General features: G+C 68.1%; 22 protein-coding genes and 2 riboswitches. Of the genes, 7 read left to right on the plus strand and 15 right to left on the minus strand.

The annotated features are described in order from the left end of the window. Positions 1 to 46: 46 nt before the first annotated feature. The 3 genes from C566_RS0111895 to C566_RS0111905 all read right to left on the minus strand — a co-directional run bounded on the left by C566_RS0111895 (position 47) and on the right by C566_RS0111905 (position 3,606). Positions 47 to 1,060 (minus strand): GNAT family N-acetyltransferase, encoded by a 1,014-nt coding sequence (locus C566_RS0111895; protein WP_018774569.1) that lies wholly within the window; start codon positions 1,058 to 1,060, stop codon positions 47 to 49. Between the two features lie 2 nt (positions 1,061 to 1,062). Beyond that, positions 1,063 to 2,448, minus strand: a complete 1,386-nt coding sequence (locus C566_RS0111900) for a glycine--tRNA ligase (protein ID WP_018774570.1) — start codon at positions 2,446 to 2,448, stop codon at positions 1,063 to 1,065. 192 nt (positions 2,449 to 2,640) lie between these two features. Continuing rightward, positions 2,641 to 3,606 (minus strand): DMT family transporter, encoded by a 966-nt coding sequence (locus C566_RS0111905; protein ID WP_018774571.1) that lies wholly within the window; start codon positions 3,604 to 3,606, stop codon positions 2,641 to 2,643. A gap of 33 nt (positions 3,607 to 3,639) precedes the next feature. Here C566_RS0111905 and C566_RS0111910 point away from each other — a divergent pair, with 33 nt between their 5' ends. Further along, the gene (locus tag C566_RS0111910) at positions 3,640 to 3,876 is read left to right on the plus strand and encodes an RNA-binding S4 domain-containing protein (RefSeq protein ID WP_018774572.1); all 237 of its coding nucleotides are present in this window, start codon (positions 3,640 to 3,642) and stop codon (positions 3,874 to 3,876) included. Positions 3,877 to 3,935: 59 nt separating this feature from the next. On the opposite strand, the gene C566_RS0111915 is transcribed toward C566_RS0111910, so the two are convergent. Then, complete coding sequence (locus C566_RS0111915; protein WP_018774573.1) at positions 3,936 to 4,592, minus strand: alpha/beta hydrolase; 657 nt, start codon at positions 4,590 to 4,592, stop codon at positions 3,936 to 3,938. A gap of 94 nt (positions 4,593 to 4,686) precedes the next feature. Between C566_RS0111915 and C566_RS0111920 the strand changes: the two genes are divergently transcribed. Both C566_RS0111920 and C566_RS0111925 read left to right on the plus strand, forming a co-directional pair. Further along, a complete protein-coding gene (locus C566_RS0111920) occupies positions 4,687 to 5,556 on the plus strand; it encodes an SGNH/GDSL hydrolase family protein (protein ID WP_026266628.1) in 870 nt (289 codons plus the stop codon). 113 nt (positions 5,557 to 5,669) lie between these two features. Next, positions 5,670 to 6,260, plus strand: a complete 591-nt coding sequence (locus C566_RS0111925; RefSeq protein ID WP_231386348.1) for a hypothetical protein — start codon at positions 5,670 to 5,672, stop codon at positions 6,258 to 6,260. Here C566_RS0111925 and C566_RS0111930 read toward each other — a convergent pair. The 3 genes from C566_RS0111930 to mmsB form a co-directional block, all read right to left on the minus strand. Continuing rightward, on the minus strand, positions 6,257 to 6,826 hold the full coding sequence (locus C566_RS0111930) for an isochorismatase family protein (RefSeq protein WP_018774575.1): 570 nt from the start codon (positions 6,824 to 6,826) through the stop codon (positions 6,257 to 6,259). The genes C566_RS0111925 and C566_RS0111930 overlap by 4 nt on opposite strands. 138 nt (positions 6,827 to 6,964) lie before the next feature. Then, a complete protein-coding gene (locus C566_RS0111935) occupies positions 6,965 to 8,449 on the minus strand; it encodes a CoA-acylating methylmalonate-semialdehyde dehydrogenase (RefSeq protein WP_018774576.1) in 1,485 nt (494 codons plus the stop codon). Between the two features lie 36 nt (positions 8,450 to 8,485). Continuing rightward, on the minus strand, positions 8,486 to 9,388 hold the full coding sequence (mmsB, locus tag C566_RS0111940; protein ID WP_018774577.1) for a 3-hydroxyisobutyrate dehydrogenase: 903 nt from the start codon (positions 9,386 to 9,388) through the stop codon (positions 8,486 to 8,488). Positions 9,389 to 9,592: 204 nt separating this feature from the next. On the opposite strand from mmsB, the gene C566_RS0111945 reads away from it, so the two are divergent. Then, positions 9,593 to 10,492 carry a LysR family transcriptional regulator gene (locus C566_RS0111945; RefSeq protein WP_018774578.1) on the plus strand — a complete coding sequence of 300 codons (900 nt, stop codon included), beginning with the start codon at positions 9,593 to 9,595 and terminating at the stop codon, positions 10,490 to 10,492. A 141-nt stretch (positions 10,493 to 10,633) separates the two neighbouring features. Here the strand turns inward: C566_RS0111945 and C566_RS0111950 are convergent, their stop codons facing one another. From C566_RS0111950 to C566_RS0111965, 3 genes are all read right to left on the minus strand, one after another. Further along, entirely contained in the window at positions 10,634 to 12,016 is a 1,383-nt protein-coding gene (locus tag C566_RS0111950; protein ID WP_018774579.1) for an MFS transporter, read from the minus strand. Positions 12,017 to 12,182: 166 nt separating this feature from the next. Next, on the minus strand, positions 12,183 to 13,322 hold the full coding sequence (gene metX / locus C566_RS0111955; protein ID WP_018774580.1) for a homoserine O-acetyltransferase MetX: 1,140 nt from the start codon (positions 13,320 to 13,322) through the stop codon (positions 12,183 to 12,185). An 11-nt stretch (positions 13,323 to 13,333) separates the two neighbouring features. Then, positions 13,334 to 13,449, minus strand: a riboswitch (SAM riboswitch). Between the two features lie 103 nt (positions 13,450 to 13,552). Next, positions 13,553 to 14,869, minus strand: coding sequence for a bifunctional o-acetylhomoserine/o-acetylserine sulfhydrylase (locus C566_RS0111965; protein WP_018774582.1), 1,317 nt, complete (start codon positions 14,867 to 14,869; stop codon positions 13,553 to 13,555). Positions 14,870 to 14,932: 63 nt separating this feature from the next. Beyond that, a riboswitch (SAM riboswitch) is annotated at positions 14,933 to 15,048 on the minus strand. 170 nt (positions 15,049 to 15,218) lie between these two features. On the opposite strand from C566_RS0111965, the gene C566_RS0111970 reads away from it, so the two are divergent. Beyond that, a complete protein-coding gene (locus C566_RS0111970; RefSeq protein WP_026266630.1) occupies positions 15,219 to 15,857 on the plus strand; it encodes a VOC family protein in 639 nt (212 codons plus the stop codon). Positions 15,858 to 16,042: 185 nt separating this feature from the next. On the opposite strand, the gene C566_RS0111975 is transcribed toward C566_RS0111970, so the two are convergent. Next, positions 16,043 to 16,810: a CPBP family intramembrane glutamic endopeptidase gene (locus C566_RS0111975; protein WP_018774584.1), complete on the minus strand. Its 768-nt coding sequence runs from the start codon at positions 16,808 to 16,810 to the stop codon at positions 16,043 to 16,045. A 110-nt stretch (positions 16,811 to 16,920) separates the two neighbouring features. Between C566_RS0111975 and C566_RS0111980 the strand changes: the two genes are divergently transcribed. Beyond that, on the plus strand, positions 16,921 to 17,601 hold the full coding sequence (locus tag C566_RS0111980) for a histidine phosphatase family protein (protein ID WP_026266631.1): 681 nt from the start codon (positions 16,921 to 16,923) through the stop codon (positions 17,599 to 17,601). A 21-nt stretch (positions 17,602 to 17,622) separates the two neighbouring features. On the opposite strand, the gene hutI is transcribed toward C566_RS0111980, so the two are convergent. The 4 genes from hutI to tdh form a co-directional block, all read right to left on the minus strand. Then, positions 17,623 to 18,840, minus strand: coding sequence for an imidazolonepropionase (gene hutI / locus C566_RS0111985; RefSeq protein WP_018774586.1), 1,218 nt, complete (start codon positions 18,838 to 18,840; stop codon positions 17,623 to 17,625). Between the two features lie 11 nt (positions 18,841 to 18,851). Further along, positions 18,852 to 19,997: an NAD(P)/FAD-dependent oxidoreductase gene (locus C566_RS0111990; RefSeq protein WP_018774587.1), complete on the minus strand. Its 1,146-nt coding sequence runs from the start codon at positions 19,995 to 19,997 to the stop codon at positions 18,852 to 18,854. 437 nt (positions 19,998 to 20,434) lie between these two features. Next, positions 20,435 to 21,649 carry a glycine C-acetyltransferase gene (locus tag C566_RS0111995; protein ID WP_018774588.1) on the minus strand — a complete coding sequence of 405 codons (1,215 nt, stop codon included), beginning with the start codon at positions 21,647 to 21,649 and terminating at the stop codon, positions 20,435 to 20,437. Positions 21,650 to 21,732: 83 nt separating this feature from the next. Next, entirely contained in the window at positions 21,733 to 22,779 is a 1,047-nt protein-coding gene (tdh, locus tag C566_RS0112000) for an L-threonine 3-dehydrogenase (protein ID WP_018774589.1), read from the minus strand. Positions 22,780 to 22,946: 167 nt separating this feature from the next. Between tdh and C566_RS0112005 the strand changes: the two genes are divergently transcribed. After that, entirely contained in the window at positions 22,947 to 23,855 is a 909-nt protein-coding gene (locus C566_RS0112005; RefSeq protein ID WP_018774590.1) for a LysR family transcriptional regulator, read from the plus strand.

Below are 23,855 nucleotides of genomic sequence, written 5' to 3' on the forward strand. Positions count from 1 at the left end.
TATCAAGCTTTATACGGCCACAGCTGCGGGTCAGTCGGGGTGAAGCCTAGGCCGGGTCGGAGACCACGAGCGTTTCCGAGCCCTGGACGTGGGCCTTGCCGCTCTCAAGCAGCGGTTCGACGACGGTGCGCAGGGCGGTCATTGCGTCGTCCAGTTCGAGCATCACCGGGTGCTGGTAAGCGATCAGGGCCAGGAGGTCCCGGACGGCGGCCCGGGCTTCGTCCACGCCGAGCTTGGGTTCGTGCCCGAGGAAAACCTCAGTGGGCCCGGCCGAGCCGCCGGCGCCGGCACCTGCATCGGCGCCGCCGTCGGCCCCCGGAGTTGCCGCCGCGTAGCTGATGGCGAACCCCTCCAGCCGGCCCTTGCGGCTGGCCGCAATGCCGTGCCCGAAGGCGCTGGCCTTGGGCGCCCGCAGCACGATCGCTCCGTGGGCGCCGCTGAGGTCATCGAGGAACAGGCGCTGCACCGCGGCGACGCTCAGCTCCCCCGGGCTGTCCCAGCCGTGCACGGCGGTGTAGTAGCGTCCCACGACGTCGCTGAGCTCCACCGAGCCTGTGGCCAGGTCTTCGACCTGGTCGGTAGCTGCGGACTCCGACCCGTCGCCGAACACCGGCAGCTTGAGCGGTGCCGGGTCAACGACAACGAGGCGGGAACGCTGGATCGGGGCCAGGCCCGCGGCCTCGGCAAACGCCGCCCCGGGGGTGCCCGGCTCCACTTTGCAGCGCAGTCTGGACACGCCCGACGGCGCCTGGGCGGCCTCGTGCCGCAGCATGGTCAGCAGCGTGGACCCGAGGCCGGCGCGGCGGTGGTCCCGGGCGACCTCGACATACGCCCAGAGCCGTTCCGGATGCAGCGAGGCCTCGTGGACCACGGCGGCCGCCACAGGAATGGCGACACCGTCCACGACGTCCTCGGCCACGATGCAGCGGCGCCACGGCGAGTTGCCCGAGGGCGCCAGCGTGCCGCGGAACTGTCCGGCCTGGACGGTCTCAGGGCCGCCCCAGATCTCCAGCAGGGCGAGGTCGTCGCCTTCCCGCCATTCCCGGTATGCGATGGCCATGATCAGGCGCCGATCAGCCGTGCGGCCAGGTAACCCTCCACCTTGTCCAGGGAGACGCGTTCCTGGCTCATGGTGTCGCGTTCGCGGATGGTGACGGCCTGGTCCTCGAGCGTGTCGAAGTCCACGGTGATGCAGAACGGCGTGCCGATCTCGTCCTGGCGGCGGTAGCGGCGGCCGATGGCGCCGGCGTCGTCGAACTCGATGTTCCAGCTCTTGCGCAGCTGCGCTGCGAGGTCCTTGGCCTTCGGGGACAGGTCCTCGTTGCGGCTCAGCGGCAGCACGGCCGCCTTCACCGGCGCCAGGCGCGGATCGAGCTTGAGCACGGTGCGGATGTCCACCCCGCCCTTGGCGTTGGGGGCCTCGTCCTCGGTGTAGGCATCGATCATGAAGGCCATGAACGAGCGGGTGAGGCCGGCGGCGGGCTCGATCACGTACGGGGTGTAGCGTTCGTTGGTGGCCTGGTTGAAGTAGCTCAGGTCCGCGCCGGAGGCCTTGGCGTGGGTGGAGAGGTCAAAGTCGGTGCGGTTGGCAATGCCCTCGAGCTCGCCCCACTCCGAGCCCTGGAAACCGAAACGGTATTCGATGTCCGTGGTGCCCTTGGAGTAGTGGCTGAGCTTGTCCAGCGGGTGCTCGAAGAAGCGCAGGTTCTCTTCGCGGATGCCCAGGCCCGTGTACCAGGACATGCGTTCCTTCATCCAGTACTCGTGCCACTGCTCGTCGGTGCCGGGCTCGACGAAGAATTCCATCTCCATCTGCTCGAACTCACGGGTGCGGAAGATGAAGTTGCCAGGCGTGATCTCGTTGCGGAAGGACTTGCCGATCTGGCCGATGCCGAAAGGCGGCTTCTTCCGCGAGGTGGTCAGGACGTTGCCGAAGTTCACGAAGATGCCCTGGGCCGTCTCGGGCCGCAGGTAGTGCAGGCCTTCTTCGCTGGCGACGGGGCCAAGGTAGGTCTTGAGCAGCCCGGAGAATTCGTGCGGCTCAGTCCACTGGCCGCGGGTGCCGCAGTTGGCGCAGGCGATGTCCTTGAGGCCGTTCTCGGCGGGACGGCCCTTCTTCTCCTCGTACTCTTCCTCGAGGTGGTCCGCGCGGTAGCGCTTGTGGCAGGACAGGCACTCCACCAGCGGATCGGAGAACACATCGACGTGGCCGGAGGCCTCCCAGACCTGGCGGGGAAGGATGACGGAGGAATCCAGGCCTACGACGTCTTCGCGGCCGCGGACCACGGACTGCCACCACTGGCGCTTGATGTTTTCCTTGAGCTCGGCGCCGAGCGGCCCGTAGTCCCAGGCAGAACGGGAGCCACCATAGATTTCACCGGCCTGGAAAACGAATCCCCGGCGCTTGGCGAGGGAAATGATCTGGTCGAGGACGGATTTTGCTGCCATGGGAACTCCAATTTTCTACAGGGCCGCTGGGTGCGGTCCGTGGTGTTGGCCCCGGGACGCCGGCTGGTTGCCGGCCGGGACGATACGAACAAAGCGATACGAACAATGCGATACGCACAAAGCGGTACGAACAGTGCGTTACGCACAACGCGGTAGGAACAGTGCGATGCAAACTCCAAGCCTACCGGCCCGCTAGCGCTTCAGCGCGCCCTTGGGCCAGGGCAGGGTGGCCAGGACTATGGCGCCGAGCGTCAGGACGGTGCCGAGGACTGTCGGGAGGGTGATCACTGTTCCGGGTACCGGCAGTATCAGGTCCAGCCCGAGGGACCCCAGCAGCTGGCCGGCGATCATCCCGAGGCCGGTGACCAGCACGCCCAGGCTGCGGACCAGGAGGGCGCCGATGCCGATGAAGATGCAGCCGAGCGGGCCGCCAAGGTAGTACCACCACTGCGCCGGGAGGGGGTTGCCGGCCCCGGCCACGGCGAGTTTGATCAGCCATGCCACCCACAGCAGTGCCGCCCCGGCGATGAAGTTCACCAGTGTCGCGGCGATGGGGGTGCCGTAGTGCACGGTGGCCGTGCCGTTCATGGCCTGCTGGAAACTCATCAGGAACCCGGCCAGGAGCGGAAGCAGCACGGGAACCAGCAGCTGCAGCCCGGATTCCCCGGCGCTGAACCGGGGCGACACCGCCCAGGCGACGGCGGCGACGGTGAGCACACTGCCGAGCACCCGGATGCCGGTAATGGGCCTCTTCCCCGCCGGTCCGATCCCCATCCGGTCCACCAGCAGGCCGCTGAGGGTCTGCCCCGTCACGGCGGCCACCGTGAAGAGGGCGACGCCGAGCAGTCCCACGGTGAAGGACTGGGCGAAGACGAAGAAGGCGCCGATGCAGCCGGCCAGGACGTAGTACGGCGGAAACTGCCGTTCGCGCACGGCCGGCAGGATCCGCGCCAGCCCGGCCCGGCCCCGGGGCAATGCCAGGGAAATGGCCACCATGACGACCAGTCCGGTGCTGAAGCTGACGACGGCGGCACCGATTCCGTCCCCCAGCGCCACCCCGAGCGCGCCGTTGATCCGGCCCTGGATCGGGATGAACAGCCCGGTTGCGACGGCCATGGGCAGGCCGACGATCAGCGGGAGACGGGGGGTGTGGGTCATTGGTGTCACCTTAGGTCAGGCATCATTGCTTGTATGAGCAATCCGGAATTCGAAGACATCACCATCCGCGACAGCATGATCCGGCTGGGCCAGCTGCTGAAACTTGCGAATCTGGTGGAGGACGGCGTGGAGGCCGCGGAGCTGATCAAGAACGGGCTGGTGAAGGTCAACGGCGAAATCGATGAGCGCCGCGGCCGCCAGCTGCACGACGGCGACACCGTCACCGTGAACGGCCGGACCGTGCGGATCAGCGCGCCCCCGGCCGCCTAGCCGCCCGCCCGCTTCTCCGGTGCGGCTGCTTCTCCGGTGCGGCTGTTTCTACGGCGCGGCTACTTCTTGGAGTTGAGCACCACGTGCGTGAGGAACTCCGAGACGTGACCGATTTCCTGCTGGTTGATGCCGTGCCACATGCCCGTGTAGAGGACTTTGGTGAGCTTCACATGCTTGCGGACCCAGCCGATGGTGTAGTCGATCTTGTCCTCGGTGATCACGGGGTCCTGCTGGTCCCGGCCCCAGAACAGCGGCACAGTGCCGTCTAGTTCGCCGTCGCGGAAGCTGGGGTCGTCACCGGCGTCGACGACAAACCCGGACAGGCCGACGACGGCGGCAAAGTCCGCCGGGCGCTGCCGCAACAACGTGGTGGCCATGGCCATGCCCATCGAGAATCCCAGCAGTGTCACCGACGGGTGGTTGGCTTTGACGCCGTCGAGCCAGTCCTGGACATACGCTGCGGCGCCCTTGACGGCGTCGAGCGAATAGTCAATGGACGCTGTCAGCGGGAACCAGGTGAAGCCCGGACCCATGGCGATCGGGGCGCGCAACGAGGCCACCGCGAAGTCCTGCGGGAGCATTTCCGCCAGGCTGAGCAGATCCTGTTCGTTGGCGCCGTAGCCATGCAGCAGGACAAGAAGCGGCTTGCCGGCCCGTTCCTGCTCCGGCTGGGACCATTGGACGACAGGGGCGGGGAAGGCGTCAGCGTGAGTCATGGAACCATTCTTACAGTTACCCGGCGGTAACAACTGACGGTGGCGCAGCTTAACGGGAACAGTGCAGGATAAGGGGGTGAGCAATACCGATCCCATGGAAAATTCACCGGACACCTCAGCCGCCCCCGCAGACACCGTCACCCACCCCTGGACCCGCTATGTGGCGATGGGCGACTCTTTCACGGAGGGCATCGGCGACCCGGAACCGGCCAGTCCGGGCGGCCACCGGGGCTGGGCAGACCGTGTGGCCGAAGAACTCAGCCGTGGGCACAACGACTTCGCTTATGCCAACCTGGCCGTCCGCGGCAGGCTCCTGCAGCAGATCGTGGACCAGCAAATGGCGCACTGCCTGTCCCTCAAACCGGACCTCATCACGCTCTCCGCCGGCGGCAACGACCTCATCCGCCCCGGCGGCGATCCGGACGTGCTGGCCGAAAAGCTGGACTCGGTGGTGCAGATCCTCAGCCTGGGCGGCGCCACCGTCGTCCTGTTCAACGGCCCGGATACCGGCTCCACGGTGCTGGGCCGGATCCGCAGCAAGGTGGCCATCTACAACGAGAACCTGCGCACGATCGCCGCCCGCCACGACGCCGTGATCGCGGACATGTGGTCGCTGCGCCAGCTCAATGACCCGCAGATGTGGAACGTCGACCGGCTGCATTTCTCACCGCTGGGCCACCACACGATCGCGGCCATGGTGCTGGATTCGCTCAACGTCGAGCACACCCTCCAGCCCCTCTCCCCCAAGCCGCTGCCACAGCGCAGTTGGCGCGAGGCGCGCAGTGGGGACCTGGTGTGGGCCAGGGAGTATTTTGTCCCCTGGGTGGTGCGGCGGCTGCGGCACCGCTCCTCCGGCGACGGCATGACGGCCAAGCGGCCGCTGGCCGGCCCGGTGTTCGGTCCCGGCGTTCCGCTTGGCTCCGGCGAAGGCCCGCCCGGCGCCGAGGACGCGGTGCGGTCCTGAGGCTGCGGTCCTGAGCCTGCGGGGCATAAGCTGGAGGAACACTTCTCCGGCCCTACCGATGAGCCCGCAGATGAGAAGGCCCAGCAGCTGAAAGGCCCAGTACCGTGAGCAGTATGTTCTTCTGGATCATCGTGTTGTCGTTCCTGGTTCCCGTGGCGATGCGCCTCTACCGCAGGTCTGCCCGCGGCCGGAACCAGGGCACGCCGGGACAGTTCGGCCGGTTCCCCGGCAACCAGAACAACCCCGGCCAAGGCAACCAGCCGCGGGACGGCTACACCCAGCAGGACTACTTCGGCGGCTTTGGCCAGCTGGGCGCCCCGAAGCAGTCGGGTCCGGCCAACCCGCAGTACCCCAACCCGCAGTACCCCAACGCGGAGTACCCGCAGCACCCCAGTCCCCGGTTCCCCGACCAGCCGTTCCCGAACCAGCCGTATCCCGGCCAGCAATACCCGAACCCGGCCGGTTACCAGTCCCCCGTCCCGTATGAGGACAGCCCCGAGTACTTGAACAACCCGCCGCAACCGCAACGGCATGATCCGGCGCCGGGCGCGGGACAGCCGCAGGCGCCGCAGACTCCCCCGCCGCCGTCGGCCGGGCAGGGCTACCGGGCCCGCAAACTGGCCGAACTCGACCAGCAGTACACCGACGGCAAGCTGTCCATAGAGGACTACATGGCCCAGCGCGCCGAAATCATGAAGGGCTAAGACCCTGTTGTTGGGCCGGCGAAGTTGACGTCGGCCGCGTTGACCGTTCCCGCCGTCCGCCCCGGCGCCTTGTGGTACTGCCAGTACAGATTGGTGTGGGCCACCACCAGTGCCGGCGGCGGCGCGCCATAATCGGTCAGGTCCTCGGTGGTGTGAGCGTCCGCGACCAGCGTGACATCGTAGCCGCGGGTGATCGCGCCGTGCAGGGTCGAGCGGATGCACTCGTCGGTCTGCGCACCGGCCAGGAAGACACGGCCGATGCCCCGCCCGGCCAGCACGGACTCCAGGTCGGTGCCCTCGAAGGCGTCGCTGTACTCCTTGGCCACGAGTGGCTCCGAACCGCGGCGCGCGAGCTCCGGCACATACTGCCAGCCGTCGCTGCCGTGCGGCAGGTCCTCGCCGCTGTGCTGGACCCAGACGACGTCCACCCCGGTACCGCGCGCCTTGTCCACGAGGGCGGCGATGGTCGCGACGACGTCGTCGCGACGGTAGGCCTCCGCGACGACGCCGACCTGCATATCGACGACGAGCAGTGCCGTGTTGGGGCGGTTGACGAGCGTGGTCATGGTGCCTCCCGGATCGTGGCTGTCACTGCCTGCCTACTCTAATCCCCGCCCCTAAAGCAACGCGGGGTCACTTACGGCCCATGATCCGGTGTCGGATGGGCGCGAAGTGACCCCTCGTTGCTTGGAAGGGGTGGCGCGTCAGTCGACCTGGGGGAAGCCGAGGTCGATCACCGAGGTGGACGGGTCCGGCCAGCGGGTGGTGACTACCTTGCCGCGGGTGTAGAAGCGGATGCTTTCGGGCCCGTACATGTGGGTGTCGCCGAAGAGCGAATTCTTCCAGCCGCCGAAGGAGAAGGTGCCCACCGGCACCGGGATAGGCACGTTGACGCCCACCATGCCGGCCTCCACATCGAACTCGAACTGCCGGGCGGCGCCGCCGTCGCGGGTGAAGATGGCCACGCCGTTGCCGAACTCGTTGTCGTTGACCAGCTTCACGGCGTCGGCGTAGGTCTCAACGCGGACCACCGAGAGGACGGGGCCGAAGATCTCGTCGTCGTAGACCTTCATCCCGGGCTTGACGTGGTCGATCAGGCTGACGCCAATGAAGAAGCCGTTGGAGTCGAATTCGTGCTCGCGGCCGTCCACCACCACGGTGGCGCCTTCGTTGGCCGCGCCGGCAACGTAGGAGGCCACCTTGTCGCGGTGCTCGGCCGTGATGAGCGGGCCCATCTGGGAGGCCGGGTCCGTGCCCGGGCCGATCGTGAGGGCAGCCATGCGGGTGCTGATCGCCTCCACGAGGTCGTCGGCGATGCTGCCGACGGCGACGAGGACGCTGACCGCCATGCAGCGCTCCCCGGCGGAGCCGTAGGCGGCCGAGACGGCGGCGTCCGCGGCCATGTTGAGGTCCGCGTCCGGCAGGACCACCATGTGGTTCTTCGCACCTCCCAAGGCCTGGACGCGCTTGCCGTGATCGGCGGCGCGCTTGTAGATCGACTGCGCGATCGGCGTCGAGCCGACAAAGCTGACGGCCTTCACCGCCGGGTGTTCCAGCAGGACGTCCACGGCTTCCTTGTCGCCGTGGACCACGTTGAGCACACCGGCCGGCAGGCCGGCCTCGGCGAAGACCTGGGCGATGAAGACGGCGGAGGACGGGTCCTTCTCGCTCGGCTTGAGCAGCACGGTATTTCCGCAGGCCAGGGCGCTGCCGATCATCCACAGCGGCACCATGGCGGGGAAGTTGAACGGCGTGATGCAGGCGACGACGCCGACCGGCTGGCGGACCGAGTGGACATCGACGCCGCCGGAGACCTGCTCGGAACGCTCGCCTTTGAGCATGTGGGAGAGCCCGGTGGCGAATTCGATGTTCTCCAGGCCCCGGGTGATTTCACCTTCCGCGTCCGAGAGGACCTTGCCGTGCTCACTGGTAAGCAGGGCCGCGAGTTCGGGCCGGCGCTGCATGAGCAGTTCACGGACCTTGAAGAAGATGGCGGTGCGCCGGGCCAGGCTTGTGGCTCGCCAGCCGGGCAGCGCGGCACGGGCGGCCTCGACGGCCTCCTCGACGCGGGCGGCCGAGGCCAGGGCGACCTCTTTCTCCTGCTCGCCGGTGGCCGGGTTGAACACCGGGCCGAAGCGCTCGGCGTCGGAAATCAGGGCGCCGTTGATGAAGTGCGGAATGCGTTCCATGGGTGGGTCTCTTTCGTGAAGGGGGGCCGTGAAGGGCTAGTTGGCGGACTCGAGGGTGCCGTCGACGAGCTTGACGATCATCGAGCAGTCCTGGCCGGACTGGCCGGAGTCGATGAGGCGCTGGAAGAGCTGCTGGACGTGCTCGCCGAGTTCCAGCGGGGTGCCGGTGTCCCGCGCAGCGCTGATGGCCAGGCCGATGTCCTTGTTGGCGAGTTCGGTAGTGAACGTCGGGGCGAAGTCGTTATTGGATGCCGCAGTGGGCACGACGCCGGCCACGGGGTACCAGGTGCGGAGCGCCCAGCTGTCGCCGGAGGAGACCGACGCGATGTCCCAGAAGACCTGTTTGTCCAGGCCGAGGCGGTCGGCGAGGACTGCGCCCTCGGCGGTGGAGGCGAGGTTGATGAAGAGCATGAGGTTGTTGCAGATCTTCGCGGCCTGGCCGGTGGTGGCGCCGCCGGTGGGGATGATGTTCGCGGCCATGGGGCGGATGTATTCGGTGGCGTCGGCGACGGCGCCGGGCTCGCCGCCGATCATGAACGTCAAGGTGGCGGCCTTCGCGCCGCTCATGCCGCCGGAGACGGGAGCGTCGACGAAGCGGAAGCCGGCGGCAGCGGCGGCGTCGTGTAGGGCCTGCGCGGAGGCGATGTCGATGGTGGAGGAATCCACCAGGAGGGTCCGGGTGTCCGCGTGGGCAAGGACGCCGTCCTCGCCGAGGTACACGGCGCGGGCGTGCTCACCCTTGGGGAGCATGGTGAAGACGACGTCGGCGCCGGCGACGGCCTCGGCGATGCTGCCCGCAGCTTTGACTCCTCCGGCCTCGGCGGCGGCGAGGGCTGCGCTGTTGAGGTCGAAGCCGCGGACCTCGTGTCCGGCGTTTGAGAGGTTGACGGACATGGATCCGCCCATGTTTCCAAGTCCGATCCAGGCGATGACTGCCATGGCTTAAGCTCCTTTGCTTGATGTGCTGCCGGCGCCTTGACGCTCCGGCCTGAAAGCCGAAACCCCGGCGCCCCGGTGTCCACCATCACACCCTGTTAGAGTGCAATCAAGGTAAAAAATCACAGATGCCATGTGCACAGATGCACAATCGTGGCTCTGGCTTCCTCATCCGCCACACTCGCTGCAAAGGGGACATGAGTGGACTTGCGCCGGCTTCCGAGCCCCGATGACCTGCTGATCCTGCTGACCGTGGCACGGCTGGGCCGGTTCAACGCCGTGGCGGAGACGCTCGGCACCACCCACACCACCATTTCCCGCCGCGTCCTGGCCCTGGACAAGCAGCTCGGCGGCCGGACGCTCGAACGCAGCCCGCACGGCTGGGAGCTGACCGAACTCGGCAGCCAGGCGGTCGCGGCGGCGGAAGCCATCGAGGGCACTCTCGGTGCCCTCTCCAGCAGCATTGCCCGCTCCGGCGATGTGGTCTCCGGCCTGGTCCGGATCAGCACACCGGACGGCTTCGGCGCCGAATTCCTGGCCCCGGCCCTCGTGCGGCTGCAGCGCGCGAATCCGCTGCTCAACGTGGAGCTGCTCAGCGCCACCCGCAAGGTAAGCCAAAACCGCTCCGGCGTAGACCTGGAAGTGGTGGTGGGCAACATGGAGGTCACCACCGCCCGCGCCATCTTCCTGAGCAACTATTTCCTCAGGCTGTACGCCAGTCCCGGCTATGCGCAGGAGCACGGCCTTCCGGCAACACTCGACGACGTCCGGCAGCACGGCTTCGTCTCCTACGTGGAATCGGCGCTCCAGGTGGCCGAGCTGGGCCACCGTTCCACGCAGCTGCCGGTGCCGCGGTCCAGCTTCCAGGCCACAAGCGTCTTCGCCCAGCTGGAGGCTGTCCGGCGGGGCGCCGGGATTGGCCTGCTCCCCAATTTCCTCGTGGCGGGCCGGCCGGGGTTCCTGCCCGTCCTGCCGGACGACTTCCAGCGCCAGCTGCCCATCTGGGCTGTGGCCCGGCCCGAGGCGCTGCGTTCGGCCCCGGTCCGTGCCGTACTGGAGGCGATTCGCGGCGAAATCCGGGAGCGGCAGGATGTGCTGTCCGCCTGAGGCCGCGCCAGCGCAGCCGGACGTGGGCATGCGGCGGCAGCCTGCCGCGTTGGCCTGCCGCGTTAACGCAGACTGCCCGGGTCCGCGCCGTGCGCGGATCCGGGCAGTCTGCCCCAACGGGTTTGATGGGGCCGGTGAGGATTACCGCTTGCTGGCGGCGAGGAGGTCAGCGGTGCCCTGGGCGTCGGCGGCGTCGACGTCCCGGAGCGAGATGCCGCGGGTTTCCTTAAGGAAGAAGACCGCAACCAAAGTGACCACACAGGCGCCGAGGAGGTAGATGGCGACCGGGACGGAGGACTTGTACTGGCCCAGGAGCGCGACGGCGATGATCGGCGCCAGCGAACCGGCCACAATCGAGGTGACCTGGTAGCCCAGCGAGACACCGGAGTAGCGCATCCGGGTCGGGAACATTTCGGCCATGAGCGCCGGCTGGCCGGCGTACATCAGGGAGTGGAACAGCAGGCCGATGGTGATCGCAGCGAGGATGATCAAGTCGTTCTTGGTGTCCATCATCGGGAAGGCGAAGAAGCCCCACGTGCCGCCGAGGATGGCGCCGGCCATGTAGACGGGCTTGCGGCCGACGTTGTCCGAGAGCCTGCCGACCATCGGGATCACGGCGAAGTGGATGAAGTGTGCCACGAGCAGCAGCAGCAGGATCCGGGAGGTGTCCGTCTGGACGACGACCTTCAGGTACGTGATCGAGAAGGTGACCACGAGGTAGTAGAGGATGTTCTCGGCGAAGCGCAGGCCCATCGCGGTGAAGACGCCCCGCGGGTAGCGGCGGAAGACTTCGGCCACGCCGTAGCCCTTGTTCTCGACTTCGACTTCCTTTTGGGCCTCCAGGAAGATGGGGGCGTCCTGGACCTTGGTGCGGATGTAGTAGCCGACCAGCACAATCACGGCGGAGAGCCAGAAGGCGACGCGCCAGCCCCAGCTGAGGAAGTCGGCGGAGGACAGCACGGAGGACAGCGTGAACAGCACGGCGGTGGCGAGCAGGTTGCCGAGCGGAACGGCCGACTGCGGCCAGCTGGACCAGAACCCGCGGGACTTGCTGGGGCTGTGCTCGGCGACGAGCAGGACGGCGCCGCCCCATTCACCGCCGACGGCGAAGCCCTGGGCAAAGCGCAGGAAGACCAGCAGCGCTGGGGCCCAGTAGCCGATCTGCGCGAAGGTGGGCAGGCAGCCCATCAGGAAGGTGGAAACGCCCACCAGGAGGATGCTGACCTGGAGCAGCTGCTTGCGGCCGAACTTGTCGCCGAAGTGGCCGAAGACGATGCCGCCGATCGGGCGGGCGACGAATCCGACGGCGTAGGTCAGGAACGCGGCGATAATGCCGTCGAGTTCCGTGCCCGAATTGGGGAAGAACGTTTTGCCGAAGACCAGCGTGGCGGCGGAGGCGTAGAGGAAGAATTCATACCACTCAACCACCGTGCCGGCCATGGAGGCCGTTACTACCTTCTTCAGGCCGGACGTTTGGACGTCCGGCTCGTCTGCGCGCGTTGTCGCGGCGTTTTCCGTACTCATGAGAACTCCTTCGGTGTCGCCTTCGACACCCTGCGGACCATTGGACTGAGGACGCCCGTGATGTAGGGCACATGGCGTCATTCCCCATGAGTATGGACGCTCCCGCGCTGAGCCTCAACGGCCATTAGTGCAGAGCGCATCTGCAAAAATGCACAAGCGGGCGGGCCTAGTGGCCGAAGAAGGTCTCCCGGAGCTGCCCGCTGAGCTGGCCGATTTCGGTCAGGAAGCCGTCGTGGCCGATCGGCGCTTCGATAATGTGCAGTTCTGCTCCGCCCGGCAGGGCCTCGGCCAGCTGGCGGGACTGGGCCGGGAAGTACAGGCGGTCCGAGTCCACCGCCGCCACGAGGAACTCTGCGGTGGCCGGGGCCAGGGCCTCCGCGAGGCTGCCGCGCCCGCGGCAGACATCGTGGCTCATGAGGGCTTCGGTAATGGCGATGTAGCTGTTGGCATCGAAGCGCCGGACCAGCTTGCTGCCCTGGTGGTCCAGGTAGCTTTCCACCTGGTAGCGCCCGCGTCCGGCCAGCGATCCGGCTTCCAGGGGCGTCTCGGACTCCTGGGCGTTCCGGCCAAACCGGCCGTCCAGTTCGGCCGCGGAACGGTAGGTGATGTGCGCGATGCGGCGGGCGAGGGCGAGCCCAGCCTCGGGTTCGGGGCCGCCGTAGTAGTTCCCGCCGTTGAAGTGGGGATCCTGGCGGATGGCCAGCGTCTGGGCCTGCGCAAAGGCAATCTGTTCGGCCGTGCTGCTGGGGCCGACGGAAATCACGGCGCAGCGCCGGACCCGGCTGGGGTACGTGACGGCCCATTCAAGGGCGCGCGCGCCGCCAAGCGAGCCGCCCACCACGGCGTACCAGCAACCGATGCCCAGGGCGTCGGCCAGCCGCGCCTCGGCAGCGGTGGTGTCGCGCAGGGTGACGAGCGGGAAGCGCGATCCCCAGGGGCGCCCGTCGGGGGCCGGGGTGGAGGGTCCCGTGGAACCGTAGCAGCCGCCCAGGATGTTGATCGAGACGACGAAATACTTGTCCGTGTCCACGGGCGCTCCGGGTCCGGCGAGCTGTTCCCACCAGCCGGGTTCCCCGCTTTCGCCGCGGGTCACATGCGTGTCGCCGGTCAGGGCGTGTTCAATGAGGACGGCGTTGGAGGCGTCGGCGTTCAGGGTCCCCCACGTCTCGTAGGCTAGGACCACATCCGGCAGCAGGATCCCGGATTCGAGCTGCAGATCACCGATCCTGACGAACTGGACGGTCCCGTCCGGGGTCCGGGATGGTTTGGTTTCGGGTACACCCGTGCGGGTGACGGCAATCGTCATGTGAGGACCTATCTTCGCGCTTGCCTGCCGTCAGCTGACCGGCAGGCCAGGTCTTCACCCGGGGCACCCCGCCGCAAAAGGAGGGTTGCCGGCCAGCAAGCCGGGGCTGTCGCTGGCACTCATGACCTGGTACGAGTCTACGAAACACGGTGCGGAAATCACGAAGATTGTGACTTCCATGTGACAGCCCCTTGGCCGGCCGCCCCTTGCGGGGAGGCCGGCCGGGGTGACTAGGCGGACTTGGCCGCGCGGAATCCGGCGTCGAGGTCCGCGAGGATGTCGTCGATGTGCTCCAGTCCCACCGACAGCCGCACCAGCCCGGGGTTCACGCCGGCGATCGTCTGCTGTTCGGGCGAGAGCTGGCTGTGGGTGGTCGACGCCGGGTGGATCACCAGGGACCGGACATCGCCGATGTTCGCGACGTGCGAGTGCAGTTCGAGGGCATCGACGAACCGCTTGCCGGCCTCCGCTCCCCCGGCGATGTTGAACGCCACGACGGCGCCGGTCCCCTTGGGCCCATACTTGCGGCCGCGCTCGTACCAGGGGCTGGACGGCAGCCCGGCGTAGGCGACCGATTCGACGTCGTCCCGCCCCTCCAGCCATTGCGCCACCTTGGTGGCGTTGGCCACGTGGCGCTCGACGCGCAGGCTCAGCGTTTCGATGCCCTGGGCGATGAGGAAGGCGTTGAACGGGGACACCGCGGAGCCGAGGTCGCGCAGGAGCTGGACCCGGGCCTTGAGGATGTAGGAAAGGTTCGCGCCCAGTGCGCCGTCGGCGCCGAGGTCGCGGGCGTAGACCAGGCCGTTGTAGGTGGGGTCCGGGGTGTTGAAGCCGGGGAACCGCTCCGGGTCCTTCCCGAAGTCGAAGTTGCCGGAGTCCACGATCACGCCGGCGATTGCGGCGCCGTGCCCGCCGAGGTACTTGGTGGCGGAATGGACCACGATGTCCGCGCCCCACTCGATCGGCCGGATCAGGTAGGGGGTGGAGAGCGTGTTGTCGACCACCAGCGGGACGCCGGCCTCGTGCGCCACGCGGGAGACGCCCTCGATGTCCAGCACGTCCTGGCGGGGGTTGGAGACCACTTCGCCGAAGAACAGCTTGGTGTTGGGCTGGACGGCGTTCCGCCACTGGTCCAGGTTGTCCGGGTCCGCCACGAAGGTCACGGAGATGCCGAACTTCTTCAGCGTGTGGGCGAGCAGGTTGTAGGTTCCGCCGTAGAGGCTGGGGCTGGCCACCATGTGGTCCCCGGCCTCGGCGATATTGAGGATCGCGAACGTCTCGGCGGCCTGGCCGGAGCTGAGCAGCAGGGCCGCGAGGCCGCCTTCCAGGCTGGCCACGCGCTGTTCGACGGCGTCCTGGGTGGGGTTGCCGATCCTCGTGTAGATGGGCGCGAGTTCGGCGAGCGCGAAGCGGTTCGCGGCGCTTTCGGCGCTGGGGAACACGAACGACGTCGTCTGGTAGATGGGCAGGGAACGCGCGCCGGTGGCGCTGTCCGGCTCCTGGCCGGCGTGGATCTGGCGGGTTTCAAAGGACCAGGCGTTGGACATTGATGCTCCTCGAGTCACTGGGCACAGCACCGGCCGGGGCTTTTTCGGCCCGGACCGGGACAGGCGCCGCGCTTGCCCTCCGGCGGGCGCCGGACGGCCAGGTCTTCACCCGGGGCACCCCACCGCGATACGAGGGTTGCCGGCCAGCAAGCCGGGGCTGTGCGCTGGCACTCATGACCTGGCTTCAGTGTAGGAACGGCGGCGGAGTCCTGGATAGCTTTGTGACGAAGATGAAGACGGTCTCCATGTCGGCGCGTCCCGGGCCGCCCCGATCGGCGCGCCGGGACGTCCCATGACGGTTAGGGGAGCCTAAGCTGAGAGGTCCATCACAAAGTGCCAAGATGATGGCATGCGCATGGATCACGTCTCTTACGCCTGTGAACACGATGGCTTGGCAGCCACCACTGAACGTATTGCGTCTGCCCTCGGCGTTGAAGCCGTGAAGGGTGGAGTGCACCCCCGTTTCGGGACACGCAACATGATTATCCCGCTCGCGGGACACAAGTACCTGGAAGTTGTGGAGGTCCTGAACCACCCGGCCTCCGACAAGGCCCCGTTCGGCCAGGCCGTCCGGGCACGTTCCGAGGCCGGCGGCGGCTGGATGGGCTGGTGCGTCGAGGTTGACGACCTGGCCCCGTTCGAGGAGCGGCTCGGCCGCGCCGCCGTCAACGGCAACCGGAAGTTTCCCGACGGCCGCGAACTGGTCTGGAAGCAGATCGGCATCCTGGGGCTCATCGCCGACCCCCAGGTGCCCTACATGCTCAAGTGGGAGGGTGACCCGGAACTGCACCCGTCCAACGCCTACGCGAGCGATGTCAAGATGTCCGCCCTGACCATTGCCGGTTCGGCAGCCCGCGTCACGGAGTGGCTGGGCGAACCGGTTGAAAAGCCGCTGGAAGACGTCGCCGTGAACTGGATCGCGCCGCACGGTACTCCCGGCATCCTCTCCGTCACCTTCGAGACCGCCTCCGGAGCGGTCACGATCTAACGCTCCACCTGCCCCACGCTTCGGCCGCCATCTCTTAGGTGCCAACGATGTCACCTAGGAGACGGCGGCCGAGATCATTTAAAGGCCGGTCAGGGTGCCGGCCCCTAAACGCAACGCGGGGTCACTTCTGGCCCATCCGGGGGCTCCGGATGGGCCAGAAGTGACCCCGCGTTGCTGTGTGAGGCTCAGCCCAGGCCCACGGCCTTGCCGAACAGGCTGAACCCCACGAACGCCACGGTGTCCAGGATGGCGTGGGCAATCACGAGCGGCATCACCCGTTTGGTCCGCGTGTACACCAGCGCGAAGACGACGCCCATCACCGCGTTGCCGATGAACGGCCCGAACCCCTGGTACAGGTGATAGCTGCCGCGGAGCAGGGCGCTGGCGGCAATGGCTGCCGGCACGCTCCAGCCCAGTTTCCCGAGCCGGTCCAGCAGGTACGCCACCACAATCACTTCCTCGACCACCCCGTGCCGGATCGCAGACAGGACCAGCACCGGCACGGTCCACCAGTACGCGTCCAGGGCGCTGGGGATGATCGCCGTCGTGATCCCCATCGCCCGGCCCGCCGCGTAGAGCCCCAGGGACGGAATGCCGATCAGCGCGGCGAGTCCCAGGCCCTGCAGCAGGTCCTTGCCGGGCCGGGCGAAGTCGAAGCCGATCCTTCGGAACGCCGAGGTCCCGCGCTGACCGGCCGGCCAGTGCTCGGTAAGGAAATAGATCACGAGGGCCACCGGGACCAGGGCGAAAACGATGTCCAGCAACTGGTACGTGAGGTCGAAGTATTCGCGCGCGCTCTGCGAACGGTTCAGGGTGGATGTCCCCTGGGCCAGCGGCGCCGTGGTCATCTTGTCCAGCAGCTGCACCAGGGAGTAGACCGCGGACTGCCCCAGCGACAACCCCAGGACAATCAACACTTCGAACCGCAGCCGACGGCGGGAGGGAACCAACATGGTTCTATCTTGCCTGCACTTGCCGATAGTTTGCTGGTGCCCGCGTGGTGCCGGCCGAACGGGGTTTTGGCTGCGGCACTTGCTTTTTGGGAGCCCTATGCTTGGGGACTATGAGCGCGCCCCGGAAAATCATCATGATCCGGCACGGCCAGTCTGCCGCCAATGCCGACACCTCGATCTACAACCGTGTTCCGGACTACCGGATCCCTTTGACACCCCTGGGCCTGGAGCAGGCCACCGCGGCCGGGGAGGAGGTCCGGCGCCAGCTGGACGGCCGCCCGGTGTGCGTCTACGTCTCCCCGTATCTGCGCGCCTACCAGACCCTGGAGGCGCTGAATCTCGGCCCGCTCGTGGAACGGGTGATCGAGGAACCGCGCCTGCGCGAACAGGACTGGGCGAACTTTCAGATCGCCGGCGACATTGAGGACCAGAAGGAGCTCCGCAACGCCTACGGGCACTTCTTCTACCGCTTCCGCGAGGGCGAGTCCGGTTCCGATGTGTATGACAGGATTTCCTCCTTCATGGAAACGCTGCACCGGCACTGGTCCAAGCCCGGCTATGCCCCGAACGCGCTGTTCGTGACGCACGGCTTGACCATGCGGCTGTTCTGCATGCGCTGGTTCCACTGGTCGGTGGAATATTTCGAGTCCTTGAACAACCCGGAGAACGCCGAGGTCCGCACCCTGCTGCGCACCGCGCGCGGGAAGTACGAGCTCGACAAGCCCTTCACGCAGTGGGAGAAGCGGCGCGTGGACGAGACCGTCCTGGACGCGCCGCCCATGATGTTCTAGGGCCCGTCAGCGGACGGCCGGCTAACGGATGGGCTGCGCTACGCCGGCCCGCCACACCGCGTGCGTCAAGGGGATGCCGGGCCGGTAGGCCAGGTGTGTGGCGGAAGGCGCGTTGAGCAGGTGCAGGTCCGCCCGGTGTCCGACGGCGATCGAACCCACCGCGCGTTCGCCGTCGACGTCGTTCCCGGACTCCCGGCCCAGGGCCAGCGCGCCGCCGTAGGTCGCGGCGCGCACCGCCTCGTGGACGCTGAGCCGCATCTGCAGCACGGCGGTGGTGACGCAGAACGCCATGGAGCTGGTGTAGGACGTGCCGGGGTTGCAGTTGGAGGCCAGCGCCAGCTGCACGCCGGCGTCGAGCAGTTCCCGGCCGGGGGCCAGCGGCTGCCGGGTGGAAAGATCGCAGGCCGGCAGGCAGGTGGCAACCGTGCCGCGCGTGCCGCTGCCGCCGGCAGCGTCCCACCCGGACCAGCTGGCGGCGAGGGCATCGACGTCCGCGGCCGAAAGGTAGTTCACGTGGTCCACGCTGGCGGCGCCGACCTCCACCGCCAACCGGACGCCCGGGCCCTCGCCGAGCTGGTTGCCGTGGACGCGCAGCCCCAGCCCGGCGGCCTTGCAGGCCAGGAGCACCCGGCGGGACTGGTCCTCGTTGAAGGCGCCCTGCTCGCAAAAGACGTCGGCCCAGCGGACGTAGGGCCGGACTGCGGTGAGCATCGGCCCGCAGACCAGCTCCGTGTATTCCTCCGCGTCCATCCCGGCGGGCACGAGGTGCGCCCCCAGGTAGGTCACCTCGTCCGCCACGGTGGAGGCGATGCGGGCGCTGCGGGCCTCGTTCTCGAGGTCCAGGCCGTATCCGGTTTTGGTCTCCAGGTAGGTGGTACCCTGCGACACGGCCTCCGCGACGCGGCCCATCGCCAGCCGGGTCAGGTCGAAGTCGCTCGTGCTCCGGGTGGCGCCGGTGGTGACGGCGATCCCGCCGGCGCTGTAGCTTTGTCCCGCCATCCGGGCCTCGAACTCGGCCGTGCGGTCCCCGGCGAAGATCAGGTGCGTGTGGGAGTCGACCCAGCCCGGCAGGAGCGCCCGGCCCCCGGCGTCCACCCGTTCGTCCGCGGCCGGGGCATCCGCTGCGGGGCCGAGCCAGGAAATCCGCTCCCCCTCGATCACCACCGCCGCGTCGCGGAGGACGCGGTGTTCCGCGTCCTGGGTCATCAGTTCGGCGATATTGGTGATGAGGATACTCATGGATCCATTCTTCAGCGCCGGATGGACCAGCGGGTCGCGGCCAGCGCCTCCGCTGTCCGGGATGCCGGACTGGCGTCCCCTGCCGGGAACACCGGCGGGGACATAGCCGGGGCTGCGCCGGCGGATCCCTGGCCGGCGAGGATCAGGCCGGCGGCAAGCTCCGCGACGCCGGATGAGGTCTGGAATCCGTACCCGCCCTGGCCGGCGAGCCAGAAGAATCCGGTGGCCTCGGCGTCGAACCCCACCACAGGGACGCCGTCGGCGGCCTCCGTCCGCAGCCCCGTCCAGGCCGTGCGGACGTTCCGGATCCCGAGTGTCGTGATCGTGTTGAGCCGGGCGACGAGCCGTTCAACGTCGCCGGGGTAGGGCTGGGCGTCCTCGGGCCCGCTCGGCACGTGTTCGGCGGGCGAGATCAGAACCTGGCCGCCGTCGGGCCGGAAGTAGAAGCTGTCATCGGCCGCCGCCACCATCGGGCAGGCCTCCGGGAGGGGATTCTCGACGTCGACGATCGCCGCGGTGCGCCGGTACGGCTGCAGGCCGAGCTTCTCGACGCCGCTGAGGACGGCGAGTTCGTCGGCCCAGGCACCGGCGGCATTGACCACGACGGCGGACTGGAAGCCTTCCTGTCCGGCGCCCAGTTCCCAGCCGGTGCCGAGGCGCTGGGCCGAATGGACCCGGGCGCCGGTGATGATGTCCACGCCTCCCGCTTCGGCACGGCGCCGGTGGTCCTCGAGCAGCACGGGGGCGTTGCAGGCGAAGGATCCGGTGTCGAGGCCGGCGGCGCTGAACGAGTCCGGGACCAGGGCCGGGCACAGGTCCAGTGCCTCGGCGTGGGTGATCCGGCGCATGTGGCCGCTGGCCTCCGCCCGGACGGTGGCATCGTCCCCGATCAGCATGAAGCTGCGCGGGGTGAGCACCGGCTCCGGACGTTCGGCGTCCTGGGCCGCGATGAGGTCGAGCGTTTGGACGGTCAGTTCCTGGACCACGGGCGGGCCGTAGCTGGGAATCAGTTGCCGGGCCGAGCGGGCCGAGGTGTGGTAGGCCAGGGTCTGCTCGGCTTCGATCAGGGCCACGCGGCAGTGCCCGGCCAGGGTGGAGGCGAGGGACAGGCCGGCGATCCCGCCGCCGACAATTACGACATCGTAATGAGCTGACATGGTCCCATCCTTGCAGATTCTCGGGTCAGGCCGTGCCGCGACCTGCGCCCGGGCGGGCCGGTTCCGCACCACTGGACATGTCCCCCGTTGCGGCGGGCCGGACCGGGACATGCCCCTCCCTGGTCCGCACCACTGGACATGTCCCCCGTTGCGGCGGGCGGGCCCGGGACATGCCCTTCGTTGCTCGTGGCCGTTGGACATAGTGGCATTATGTCCAGTCCTCGCCGCCGGAGCTGGGCATGTCCCGCGGACAAGCCAGTAGAGAAAGCCGGGTTGAACGCGCAAGGCCGGGCAAAGCCAGGATGAACGCGCAAGGCCGGGCCGGGCCGGGCAAAGCCGGAGTGAACGGGCCGAGCCGGGCCCCTGGAGCCGGGCCGCGCTCTCGGAGTGGGGCCGGACCCCGTGCTGAAAGTGGGGCCCGGCCTCAGGGATCCGGACTAGGAGGCTGCGGCCACCGCAGCGCGGCTGCGCACGAACGCCTGGACGCAGGCCTCGACGTCGTCGGCGCTGTGCGCGGCCGAAAGCTGGACGCGGATCCGGGCGGCGCCCTTGGGCACCACCGGGTAGCTGAACGCCGTGACGAAGACGCCGTTGTGGAGCATGGCGTCGGCCACCTTGGCCGCCATGACGGCGTCGCCGAACATCACCGGGACAATCGCGTGCTCGCCGGGGAGCAGGTCGAAGCCTTCCTCGGACATGCGGCTCCGGAAGAGTTCCGCGTTCGCGAAGAGCTTGCCGCGCAGTTCGCCGGAGCTTTCCACGAGGTCCAGGGCCTTGAGCGTGGCGGCGACGATCGCCGGGGCCAGCGAGTTGGAGAACAGGTACGGGCGGGCCTTCTGGCGGAGCATCGCCACGACCTCGCCGCGGCCGGACACGTAGCCGCCCGAGGCGCCGCCAAGGGCCTTGCCGAACGTGCCGGTGTAGATGTCCACACGGTCCGAGACGCCGGCGTGCTCCGGGGTGCCCGCACCGGTGGCGCCCATGAAGCCGACGGCATGCGAATCGTCCACCATGACCAGGGCGTCGTACTTGTCGGCGAGGTCGCAGATCGCTTCGAGCGGGGCGAGGAAGCCGTCCATCGAGAAGACGCCGTCCGTGACGATGATCTTGCGGCGGGCCGGGTTCTCCTGCGTGGTGGCCTCGATCAGCTTCGATTCGAGGTCTGCCATGTCCTGGTTGGCGTAGCGGAAGCGCTGGGCCTTGCAGAGCCGGATGCCGTCAATGATGGACGCGTGGTTCAGGGCATCCGAGATGACGGCGTCTTCCGGGCCGAAGAGGGACTCGAACACGCCGCCGTTGGCGTCGAAGCAGCTGGAGAACAGGATGGTGTCCTCGGTGCCGAGGAACGCCGAGACGCGCTTTTCCAATGCCAGGTGCAGGTCCTGGGTGCCGCAGATGAAGCGGACGCTGGCCATGCCGAAGCCGCGCTCGTCCATCGCGGTCTTCGCCGCCGCGATGATGTCCGGGTGGTCCGCGAGGCCCAGGTAGTTGTTGGCGCAGAAGTTCAGCACGTCGGCACCGGACTCGCCGATCTGTCCGGCCTTGATGCGGTTGGCCTGCGGCGAGTCGATGTGCCGCTCGGTCTTGAACAGACCGGCGCTGCGGATCTCATCGAGTTCGTGCTGCAGCTGGTCCTTGATGGCTGAATACATGGTTTGGCTCCTCGGCTGGTTGGATGCGGGGGCAGAATGCTGTGTCTGGCAGGGGCCCGGAAGCGGGCGGTCAGGAAAGGGGCCTAGAAAACGGTCCAGTCGAGGACCACCTTGCCGCCGACGCCGGCGCGGGCCACCTCGAAACCCTTTTCCCAGTCGGTGGCCGGCAGCGTGTCCGTGACCACGGCCGAGATGTTCGCGTGCAGGACCGGGTTGGAGGAGAGCATGGCGCTCATCGCGTACCAGGTCTCGAACATTTCGCGGCCGTAGATGCCCTTCATGGTCAGCATGTGTGTGACCACCTTGCCCCAGTTGATGTCGATGGACTGGCTGGGCAGTCCCAGCATCGCGATCCGGCCGCCGTGGTTCATGTTGTCGATCATCTCAGGCAGCGCGGTGGGGTGTCCCGACATTTCCATGCCGATGTCGAAGCCTTCGCGCATGCCGAGTTCGCGCTGGGCGTCCTTGACCCGCATCTTCGACACGTCGATCGCGAGGTCGACGCCGAGCCTGCGGGCCAGTTCCAGCCGGGGCGCGGAGACGTCGGTGATCGCGATCTTGCGGGCGCCCGCGTGCCGGGCGACGGCGATCGCCATCAGGCCGATGGGTCCGGCGCCGGTGATCAGGACGTCCTCACCGACCAGCGGGAAACTCAGGGCCGTGTGGACGGCGTTGCCGAAGGGGTCGAAGATGGCGCCGAGCTCCGGGGTGACGGAGGGGTCCTGGTGGACCCAGACGTTGGCCTCCGGGATCACCACGTACTCGGCGAAGGCGCCGTCGCGCTGGACGCCGACGCTGACGGTATTGATGCACATCTGCCGGCGGCCGGCGCGGCAGTTGCGGCAGATTCCGCAGACAATGTGGCCTTCGCCGGAGACCCGGTCCCCCACCTTGACGTCCAGGACGTCCTCGCCTGTCTCCACGACCTCGCCGTAGAACTCGTGGCCGGCGATCAGCGGAGCGTTGATGATGCCCTGCGCCCAGGCGTCCCAGGACTGGATGTGCAGGTCGGTACCGCAGATGCCGGTGGTCATGACGCGGATCTTGACGTCGCCCGGGCCGGTCTCCGGCTCGGGACGGTCGACGAGCTCGAACCCTGCGTGGGCGCCGGCCTTGTAGAGAGCCTTCATGGGCCTTCCTAACTGTGCTTTTGGTGTTCTGCTCCGCGCGTTCTGTTCCGCCGTGCGGCGCGGGCGTGTGGGACAACTCACCCCATTAGACCCACCGGAAAGCATTAGCACAACCGAATTTTTCTCAATCGACGAATTAGGAATTGCTGTTGCATAGAATGGCTGGCATGGAAATCCACCAGCTGGAGATGTTGCGCGAACTCGGGGCCCTGGGCAGCGTCAAGGCCGTCGCCGAAACCCTCCTGGTGACGCCGTCGGCCGTGTCCCAGCAACTGGCCGCGCTGCAGAAGACCGTGGAGGTGCCGCTGACCCGCAAGGAGGGCCGGAACCTGGTGCTCACGGAGGCCGGGCAGGTGCTGGCGGACGCCGGGGCCGCGGTGGTCAGCGCGATGGCGGATGCGAAGATGGCGATCGGCGCCTACCACGGCTCGCCGGTGGCGCCGGTGACACTCAGCGGTTTCCACAGTGCCGGGCAGGCGCTGTTCGCGCCGCTGGCACGGCTTCTGGATGGCCCGGGCCAGCCGCGGATCCTGCTCTCCGACGAGGACGTCGCCCAGCAGGATTTCCCCGCCCTGACGGCACGCTATGACCTGGTCCTGGCGCACCGGATGGATCACAGCCCCCGCTGGCCCGAGGAACGCGTCGCCGTGATCCCGCTCGCGCACGAGCCGCTGGACGTGGCACTGCCCGCCGGGCACCGGCTGGCCGGGCAGCGCGCGGTGACGGCCGACGACGTCGTGGGCGAACCGTGGGTGACGAGCCGCGCCGGCTACTCCCCCGCCGACGTGCTCTCCGCCGTCGCGGCGGTCTCCAGCCGTGAGCTGAACATCGTGCACCGCATCAACGACTACTCGACCGTGGCGGCGCTCGTGGCGGCCGGCGGCGTGATCGGCCTGCTGCCGCGGCACACCGCGCGGCCTGTGCTGAACCCGGACATTGTGCTGCGGCCGCTGGAGGGCATCAGCACCCGGCGCCGGATCGACGTCCTGGCCCGGCCGGAGAACCTTAAACGCACATCGGTCATGATGGTCTGCGAAGCGCTGCAGACCATCATGACCGATTTAGTGGGCGGCTAG

This window comes from Arthrobacter sp. 131MFCol6.1 (assembly GCF_000374925.1).
Taxonomy (GTDB): Bacteria; Actinomycetota; Actinomycetes; order Actinomycetales; family Micrococcaceae; genus Arthrobacter.

What these genes read in the sequence shown, in the direction of transcription:
- C566_RS0111895 (WP_018774569.1), bottom strand. Translation starts at nt 1,060, where the DNA reads ATGGCCATCGCATACCGGGAATGGCGGGAAGGCGACGACCTCGCCCTG.
- C566_RS0111900 (WP_018774570.1), bottom strand. Translation starts at nt 2,448, where the DNA reads ATGGCAGCAAAATCCGTCCTCGACCAGATCATTTCCCTCGCCAAGCGC.
- C566_RS0111905 (WP_018774571.1), bottom strand. Translation starts at nt 3,606, where the DNA reads ATGACCCACACCCCCCGTCTCCCGCTGATCGTCGGCCTGCCCATGGCC.
- C566_RS0111910 (WP_018774572.1), top strand. Translation starts at nt 3,640, where the DNA reads ATGAGCAATCCGGAATTCGAAGACATCACCATCCGCGACAGCATGATC.
- C566_RS0111915 (WP_018774573.1), bottom strand. Translation starts at nt 4,592, where the DNA reads ATGACTCACGCTGACGCCTTCCCCGCCCCTGTCGTCCAATGGTCCCAG.
- C566_RS0111920 (WP_026266628.1), top strand. Translation starts at nt 4,687, where the DNA reads ATGGAAAATTCACCGGACACCTCAGCCGCCCCCGCAGACACCGTCACC.
- C566_RS0111925 (WP_231386348.1), top strand. Translation starts at nt 5,670, where the DNA reads ATGTTCTTCTGGATCATCGTGTTGTCGTTCCTGGTTCCCGTGGCGATG.
- C566_RS0111930 (WP_018774575.1), bottom strand. Translation starts at nt 6,826, where the DNA reads ATGACCACGCTCGTCAACCGCCCCAACACGGCACTGCTCGTCGTCGAT.
- C566_RS0111935 (WP_018774576.1), bottom strand. Translation starts at nt 8,449, where the DNA reads ATGGAACGCATTCCGCACTTCATCAACGGCGCCCTGATTTCCGACGCC.
- mmsB (WP_018774577.1), bottom strand. Translation starts at nt 9,388, where the DNA reads ATGGCAGTCATCGCCTGGATCGGACTTGGAAACATGGGCGGATCCATG.
- C566_RS0111950 (WP_018774579.1), bottom strand. Translation starts at nt 12,016, where the DNA reads ATGAGTACGGAAAACGCCGCGACAACGCGCGCAGACGAGCCGGACGTC.
- metX (WP_018774580.1), bottom strand. Translation starts at nt 13,322, where the DNA reads ATGACGATTGCCGTCACCCGCACGGGTGTACCCGAAACCAAACCATCC.
- C566_RS0111965 (WP_018774582.1), bottom strand. Translation starts at nt 14,869, where the DNA reads ATGTCCAACGCCTGGTCCTTTGAAACCCGCCAGATCCACGCCGGCCAG.
- C566_RS0111970 (WP_026266630.1), top strand. Translation starts at nt 15,219, where the DNA reads ATGCGCATGGATCACGTCTCTTACGCCTGTGAACACGATGGCTTGGCA.
- C566_RS0111975 (WP_018774584.1), bottom strand. Translation starts at nt 16,810, where the DNA reads ATGTTGGTTCCCTCCCGCCGTCGGCTGCGGTTCGAAGTGTTGATTGTC.
- C566_RS0111980 (WP_026266631.1), top strand. Translation starts at nt 16,921, where the DNA reads ATGAGCGCGCCCCGGAAAATCATCATGATCCGGCACGGCCAGTCTGCC.
- hutI (WP_018774586.1), bottom strand. Translation starts at nt 18,840, where the DNA reads ATGAGTATCCTCATCACCAATATCGCCGAACTGATGACCCAGGACGCG.
- C566_RS0111990 (WP_018774587.1), bottom strand. Translation starts at nt 19,997, where the DNA reads ATGTCAGCTCATTACGATGTCGTAATTGTCGGCGGCGGGATCGCCGGC.
- C566_RS0111995 (WP_018774588.1), bottom strand. Translation starts at nt 21,649, where the DNA reads ATGTATTCAGCCATCAAGGACCAGCTGCAGCACGAACTCGATGAGATC.
- tdh (WP_018774589.1), bottom strand. Translation starts at nt 22,779, where the DNA reads ATGAAGGCTCTCTACAAGGCCGGCGCCCACGCAGGGTTCGAGCTCGTC.
- C566_RS0112005 (WP_018774590.1), top strand. Translation starts at nt 22,947, where the DNA reads ATGGAAATCCACCAGCTGGAGATGTTGCGCGAACTCGGGGCCCTGGGC.